Source organism: Deltaproteobacteria bacterium, assembly GCA_005879535.1.
Classification (GTDB): Bacteria; Myxococcota; Myxococcia; order Myxococcales; family 40CM-4-68-19; genus 40CM-4-68-19.
This window is the reverse complement of sequence record VBKI01000021.1, coordinates 1-7,474: the sequence shown is the minus strand read 5'-3', so window position 1 is coordinate 7,474 and position 7,474 is coordinate 1. Positions and strand designations below refer to the sequence as shown.

The following is a 7,474-nucleotide window of genomic DNA, read 5'->3' as shown; positions in this document are numbered from 1 at the left end:
GATCATACGTCTCCTCCTCCAACAACAGGTCTTCGCTGAGCTTCTCGCCCGGCTTCAGCCCGGTGAAGACCGTTTCGATGTCGCGCATCCCCGACAGCTCAATCAGATCGCGCGCGAGGTCGAGGATTCGGACGGGGTCGCCCATGTCCAGCATGAGGATCTCGCCGCTACGGGCCAGGGTAGCCGCCTCGAGGACGAGCTGCGAGGCCTCCGGGATGGTCATGAAATACCGGACGACGTCAGGGTGCGTGACCGTGATCGGTCCACCGCGTGCAATCTGTTCGCAGAAGATCGGGACCACGCTCCCCGCGCTCCCCAGCACGTTTCCGAATCGCACCGCCACGAAGCGCGTGCTGCTCGGGCGGGCGAACCGCTGGACGATCATCTCGGTGACGCGCTTGCTGGCCCCCATCACCGAGCTGGGCCGCACCGCCTTGTCGGTCGAGACGAGTACGAACGCATCCACCGCGCTTTGCTGCGCGGCCTCCGCCAGCGCGATGGTGCCGAGGACGTTGTTCTTCACCGCCTCACAAGGGTTCTTTTCCATCATCTCGACGTGCTTGTGTGCGGCGGCGTGCAGCACGAGAGACGGCCGATACCGCTCGAAGATGCCCCGCACCCGCGCTTCGTCAGTGATGTCGGCAATCAACGGTACGATGCCGGGTCGCGGGGCGCGCGAACACAGCTCCCGATCGATGTGGAAGAGGGCGTTTTCGTCGTGATCGAGCAGCAGCAGCTGCCGTGGCACGAAGGGAAGGAGCTGCCTGCATAGCTCGCTGCCGATGCTGCCGCCGGCGCCGGTCACGAGGACGACGCGCTCGCGCACCAGCTGCTCGATCTGGGCAACGTCGAGTTGGACAGGTTCGCGACGGAGAAGGTCGGCGATGTTGATCTCGCGGATGTTGCGGGCGCGGTACGCGTGAGGGAGACGATCGGCCAGTGCAGGGACGGTGCGGACCTCGACCGCGAGGCGATTGCAGACGCGCAGCGCTGCGCGGATACGCGAGCCCGGTGCCGTAGGCATGGCGAGGACTACGAGGTGGACGGCAAGCGCCTGGACGTATCGCTCGATTGAAGCGTCGTCCGCGGCGCCATGCACGCGGATGCCGCGAATCAGCGCGCCGTGCTTCATCGCGTCGTCGTCGAGAAAGCCGACCGGGAGCCAACTCACGCCCGCGGACTTTCGCTGCACGTCTCGGACGAGGCTTTCGCCGGCATCACCGGCACCGATAATCAGCGTGCGAAGCCCACCGGCACGCCGTTGGCGTCGTTCGATGACGCTCCGCATTGCCAGGCGCGCCCCACCGGCGAAGACGATCGATGCCAGCCATTCCGTCAAGTACACCGAAAGCGGGATTTGCCCGGTGAGGATGGTCAAGTCGAGGAGCAAGGCGATTACCGAAGAAGCGGTCGTCGCGAGGACGAGCTTCTCCAGATCGAGGAATCCGGCATAGCGCCAAATGCCATCGAAGAGACCCGCGACCAGGAACCCCGCCGTGCGCAGCAGCAGCAGCACGGCCGCTGCCTGCACAGCGCCACGCGTGGCGCGGAGGAGCGTCTCTTCCGAACCAACGTCGACGGCGAGCGCGAACGCTGCGGCCCAGAGAGTGGCATGTACGGCGACGACTAGGAGCCGGCGCAGCGGCCGGTTGTTCCACAACGCAATCACGGCATCGCTCCGGCCTCGCTGCTGCTCCTTTACGCGAAAGAACAGGCAGCCGAGCCGAGAAGCCCGGCTGCCTGCTCACCTTCGAACCCTCGAACCGTGATCTGCTATTGCTTCAATCTGAAAAGCAGTGCCTGGTTATCCTTGCCGTAGTTGGGATTCTCCGACGGGACGATCATCACCCCCGCTGTGGGGGTACTCGCCCACTCCGCAGAGTTGATGGTCAGGTCAACGCGCGCCTGCCCTCCCGGCGCCAGCGTTAGTGGCAGGGTGCCGCCGGCGGGGAACGCCACGCTCGCCGTCAGCGACGGCGTGAACGCGTTGAACCTCGCGGCCGGAGTCGTGTCCGTGATGGCCGGGGTGGAGGACGTGACCGTGGGATCGTCCTGGAAGAAGACGGCGGTGGCGGTATACGTGAAACGCGGGTTCGCGGCGGAGAGACCGATGTCCGATGCAAACACGGGCAGAAGCACCGTCGACCCATCCGTTGGAGCTGCGGCGACCGACTCGGCGAAGGCGCACGGCGCGGGCTGCCCGGCGCACACGCCTCCCACGGACTTGTAGTCGATCACGATCACGCCGACCCTGCCGGTTGCGGTCCCGCTGAGTGCGGCGTCGATGTCCGTGGTGTACGCCCGGATATCGGGATTGCCGGAGGTGTTGCCGTCGAAGGTGATGTCCACCTGATGGCGGATCCTGCCGACATACGTAGAGTTGGGCTTGAAGGTGTCGATGGCGAAGACGATGTCGCGGTCATTAGCATTGCCGCGGTCGACCACTGACTTCACACCAGCAGCACGGATGCCGTGCGCACCCTTGCTGGCGGTTCCGGTCGCGCCCCAGGAGAAGTAGTCCACCAGGCTCGACAGCGGTGCCATCGCGCTGTTTTGCACGATCGAGTCGCTGTGGTTGTTGTTCTTGTCCAGCGGATAGCGAACGAGGCCGGAGACGTCGGCCCGGGCGCGCGGCACGAAGTAGTACGGCATCGTCAGCTTGACGCCGTTGTTCGAGCCACCGGTCGGCGTAAGCGAGATGTAGCCGCCGACTTCGCGCATCGTACCGGAGCTGCCTGCGTAGCCACTGAAGTTGTCGGCGACCAGGCCGGTGTTGCCAGCACTGGCGGCCGGGACGGTCAATGTCACATGCAGGCGAACGGCGTTTCCGGGAGCAAGCGCAACGGACGACTCCTGGATGGTGAGCGTGTGCGTGCGGTTCGAAGTGCTGTTCCACTTCGTGCTGCTGGTGGTGAAGGCCACCGGCGGCGTACCGGGGGCGGAAAGGTTCCGCACCAGGATGGTCCGCGTGCGCGAGTAGTCGGACCGGAGCTCGACAACCCCGAAGCTGAGGTTGCTGCCATCGTCCGTATCGGCGCGCAACACTGTCTGGGTATTCACGGCGCCGACGGCCTGGATCAAACCGGATCCCGCCAGACGGGGCCTCCAGTTCGTCACCAGACCTGGATCGGCGGTGTTCTCCACAGCCAGTCGGATGTCATCCCGCGCGAAGAGCGCCGCATGTGCTTGCAGCGCCAGAGCGGTGAGGCCGGCGGTATGGGGCGCGGCCATCGACGTACCGGAGAGGTACTCGCCCTCGGTGCCGGTGCCGATAGCCGTAGAGAAGATGCTGGCACCCGGCGCAGCAACGTTCGGCTTGAGATGACCCCCACCGCTGTTCAGTCCGTCTGCATTGTAAGACTGGCGAGGACCGGCCGAGCTGAACGAGGTGATCTGGTTCTTGGTCGGATTGTTCACCGTAGTCTGCCCGGTGACCTGGGCATTCGTCGCTGCCTGCAGCTGCGTCGAGTCGGCGCTCTGGCTGGCGCCGGTGGCGGGGCCTTGGACGCCGAAGAACGGGATGGTGACGAGGTGCGGGGTCTCCACGCAGCGCGCACCCGCGCCCGACCCGGTCAACACCTGATCGCTGAACGGACACGTGCCGGACGACGGCACCGGCTGCTCGCAGGGTCGGCCATTCGTGTTGGTCGTATCGTCGCCTGGCACACAGCTCATGATGTCGCCTTCGAACGTCGGATATCCGGTGGCGTTGTTGATCAGCGAGGCCGACGTCGCGCCCCACCGGAATGCGGCCTGGACGCGATAGATGCGGGCGCAAGTGCCGCGCGCCGCGACCACCATTGTGCCGCCCACGTTCGAGGTCCCGGTGTTGATGTCGCCGTACTCGGCCTCGCTGCAGCCGAGCGAAAGCGAGTTATCGGCGTTCCGCAGCACCTTGACCGGCTGCGAGTTGGTCGGCAGCGGCGGAGCCGAGGCCGACTGGTTCGACCATTGCACGGTGATGGCACCCGTTGGCGTCAGCGTGAGGATGGCACCCGGCCACGTCTGGTGGGAGTCGATGGCCGCCACGCTGATCGTCTTCGCGCCGGTCGACGGCGAGCCGACGATGTAAGGCACGTTGCCCGAGTTGCCGGCGGAAGCGACGACAATGGTGCCCGCTTCTTCCGCGTTGGTAGACGCCACCGCGTCGGAGGAATCCTCAGTGCCGTACGACGCGCCTAGCGACATGTTGATCACGTCCATGTGGTTCGCGACCGCCCACTCGATCGCGTCGGTGACGACGTCGGTGCTGCCGGCGCAACCGAACACGCGCACCGCGTAGAGATCCGCCTTGGGGGCGACGCCCGGGCCGATTTTCCACTGCGACGGATCCGCGTCGGTACTGGTGTTATAGGATCCGCTGTAGGTCGTGCCCGCGGCGGTGACCCCGAATCCACCGATGGTCCCGGCGACGTGGCTGCCATGGCCGGCGCAGTCGAGAGGGTTGGCGTCGGGGTGCGGGATCGGCTGGTAGGTAGGATCGTCCGGGGCGGCGTCGTAGGTATCGCCGACCAGGTCGGTGCCACCCTTCACTTTCGGAGCGGTAGGACCAAAGTAGTTGGGATTCGCGGGAGTGGTGTCACCGCTCCCCGGCGTGCCGGCCGTCCCGCCGTGCGCGGTATTGTAGGCAACGGCGGTCCCCGGCCCAGCGAAGTTCGCGTGGGTATAGTCGATGCCGGTATCGATCACGGCGACCTTGATACCTTCGCCGTGATACGGGCTGGCCGTGTAAGGCGACCCGGTCCAAACCTTGTCCGCGCCGATGTAGGGGACGCTGAGGACGTTGTCCATGTGGTAAATGGCGACGTGCCGCACGCCCGTCACGCCCGGCATCATGGTGAGCGCGCCGATCTTGCTCAGCGGGAGCCGGACGCGAATGCCGTTGAGGGCGTGCTGGTAGGTATTCTGTATCGTGCCGCCCAGCACCTCGATCATCCCGCGCAGGGCTTCCTGCTGCGCGCGCAGGTCCACCACGATGGCCTCGGTGGTCTGCGCATCTAGCTGATTGGCCGGCGACTGAGCCTGTACGACGGCGACGGCAGGAGCCGAAGTCGGCTTCACGAAAACGCCGCGAACGCTGTCGGCGGAGATGGCCTCGGCGGCGTCGGAGCCACTGCCGCCGGCGGATGGCGCTGGCGCCGTTTCGGTCACGACGGTGCCGGTGGACGAGGGAGTAGACGACGGCTGTCCGCAAGCGATCGCGGCAGACAACACGAGGGCGGAAACGATACGAAGAATGACGTTCACGAGGCATCCCCCACAGATTTTGGAATTGGGAACCCGACGGGGTCGGGGCGGCAACCTATAGGCCGTGCGTGGGGGGGTGAGTCAAGAGCCCCCTCGCTCGCAGGACTGGCGACTTCCAGCGAGGGTGTAAGAGAGGGCGCGCTTCGTCCCCTGCGATATCGACGTGGGCTCAACGGGATGGGGCGTCCAAAACGCCCTACGACTCCCGCCTAGGTGGGTCTCTCCGTAATCGGCTTTTCGCAAAATCCCAGAGCAGCAGCGCAGCGCCGATGAGTTCCCCCGCGATGTACACGCGGTTTTGCATCTCGAACGCCAGTTCCTGCATCGGCGGGATCATCAGGATTCCGAGCCGTGGGATGTGAAACGGCCAAAACAGCCAACTCTTCCAGACGCCCCACCCTCCGCCCATCCCGTAGTCCGTCACGACGTCCAGCACGAGATGCGTCGGAATCCCGTACGCCAAGGCAGTCCACGCCGGCGAACGCCGCCTCCAGGCGACCAAAACGACTGCGGCGGCCACAAACGCGGTGTGCCCGACCATCCGCGCCGTGTCGAAGTGCCGCGACTCCGCCCCCAGCCACTGCGCCACCAGCCAGATGGGCTTGTCGATCACGTCGGGCAACAGGCACCCGAGCGCGAGCCAGCGCCAAGGCAGCCGCTCCCGCACCCTGCGCGGAACCAGATGCGTCCCAATCCCGACGTGGCCGAGCGGGAACAGTTTACGACCGCAGCGCCGCCTCGAGCATGTGCTCGTGCTCGGCGACCGCTTCCATGATCCCGAGCGCCTCCTCCGGCGCGCCGCAGAGCGGCCCTTCCCGGGGAGTGCCGTCGAACTGGTAGTACCAGCCCTCGTCGGTGCTGAAGATCGTCCCGAGGCGCGCGCCATTCTTCACGCGCACGACGAAGCGCCGGTTGGGAAGCTCGACGGTGACCAGCCTGGGCGTCTGCATCGTGTCTCCGGGACCGGGAGTGCGGCGCACCGTGCCACAGCGGACGACGATCCCGCAACAAGGAGCACGTCCTCCTCCCGTATCCCACAGGAACGGCTCGGCTTTTGGCCTCCGGCCCGATCGCGAGACTGGCACATTGTCGGCGCGGCGCCCCCGGCTCCGCCACAGAGGCCCACCGCGGGGCCGCGTGAACAGGCGGAAATGTTTCATTTTCAATGAATTGGCCCGCCCTTTGCTCCTATCGAGCTTGACCGACGAGGAGGGACCGATGGCTGCCGCGCTGTCGTTCGATCAGGCCACATTGCACTCGCAAAAGCTCATAATTCCCGTGCGGTACGTGGCGAGCGGCGCCATTCTGCAGACCACCTCGACGGCGATGAGCCCGGAAGCGGTCCACGTCCGCGCCGAGCGTCCTCCGAAGCCGGGCCTGCTCGTGGGACTGAAGCTGTATTTCGACGGCGGCGAGGAGATCGCGCGCGGTGGCGTGGTCTCCTGGGTGACGGCGGGCGCGAACAGCGGGTTCTGGGCGCGGTTCAATGAAGAGGACGCCACCAAGGACCGCGTCGTGGCCGTGCTCGCCCGGTATCGCGCCGCCAACGACCGCGGGTGCAGGAGGTTCCACACCAACATGGCGGCCACCCTCCGCAAGGACGGGCGCATCTCGCGAGGACAGATCACCAACATCAGCGAGAGCGGCGCATTCATGAAGCTCGCCCTGCTGCCGGCGCTCGGCACGGTGGTCGATCTGGACGTCTCCATGCCCAGCCAGGACGTTCCCGACAGCCTCCAGGCCTTCGTCGTCCACGTGGCGCCGAACCGGGGCGTGGGGCTTCAGTTCATCGGGGCGAGCGACGTGTTCCGCGCGCACGTCGAAGAGTACCTGGGAGTTCTCTCCCGGTAGTCCTGCGCGGGCGCGCCGGGCCCCCCATCCAATCCGGCGCGCCTGCGCGGGTGTTTCTCAGTGTCCCGCGTCGCCCTTGCTGGTCACGCCGGGCCCCAGCGGCTCGCGCGGCGCGGGCGTGCGCAGCGGCACCCGGTAAGTGAGCACGTCGCTCGGATGCTCCACCGCCGGGCCCTGCATCAGCGCCTGCTTGTCGAAGACCGCCAGCGGACGCGAGAGGACCGCGGGAGCGTGCGTGCCGGTGTCCATCCGGATGGCGTCCTTCGGGCACGCCTCGACGCAGAAGCCGCAGACGATGCAGCGCAGCTCGTCGATCTCGAACCGCACCGGGTACTTCTCGATGGCCTGGTCCTCGTACTCGCCGGCCTCGATGTAG

The 7,474-nt window shown here is 66.5% G+C and carries 5 protein-coding genes; 1 reads left to right on the top strand and 4 read right to left on the bottom strand.

Features of this window, described 5'->3' with window-relative positions:
* The 3 genes from E6J58_01125 to E6J58_01115 all read right to left on the bottom strand — a co-directional run.
* On the bottom strand, positions 1-1,669 hold a 1,669-nt coding region (locus E6J58_01125), incomplete at its 3' end, for a polysaccharide biosynthesis protein (protein ID TMB43108.1).
* Between the two features lie 104 nt (positions 1,670-1,773).
* Positions 1,774-5,247, bottom strand: a complete 3,474-nt coding sequence (locus E6J58_01120; GenBank protein TMB43107.1) for a hypothetical protein — start codon at positions 5,245-5,247, stop codon at positions 1,774-1,776.
* A gap of 196 nt (positions 5,248-5,443) precedes the next feature.
* On the bottom strand, positions 5,444-6,133 hold the full coding sequence (locus E6J58_01115) for a hypothetical protein (protein ID TMB43106.1): 690 nt from the start codon (positions 6,131-6,133) through the stop codon (positions 5,444-5,446).
* A gap of 332 nt (positions 6,134-6,465) precedes the next feature.
* Here E6J58_01115 and E6J58_01110 point away from each other — a divergent pair, with 332 nt between their 5' ends.
* On the top strand, positions 6,466-7,098 hold the full coding sequence (locus tag E6J58_01110; protein TMB43105.1) for a hypothetical protein: 633 nt from the start codon (positions 6,466-6,468) through the stop codon (positions 7,096-7,098).
* A gap of 57 nt (positions 7,099-7,155) precedes the next feature.
* On the opposite strand, the gene E6J58_01105 is transcribed toward E6J58_01110, so the two are convergent.
* Positions 7,156-7,474: 4Fe-4S dicluster domain-containing protein (locus tag E6J58_01105; GenBank protein TMB43104.1), on the bottom strand; the 319-nt coding region annotated here is incomplete at its 5' end.

Bases quoted from the DNA above. Each gene is read 5' to 3' on its own strand.
- E6J58_01115 (TMB43106.1), bottom strand. From the start codon at position 6,133: ATGGCGCGCGCCTCGGGACGATCTTCAGCACCGACGAGGGCTGGTACT.
- E6J58_01110 (TMB43105.1), top strand. From the start codon at position 6,466: ATGGCTGCCGCGCTGTCGTTCGATCAGGCCACATTGCACTCGCAAAAG.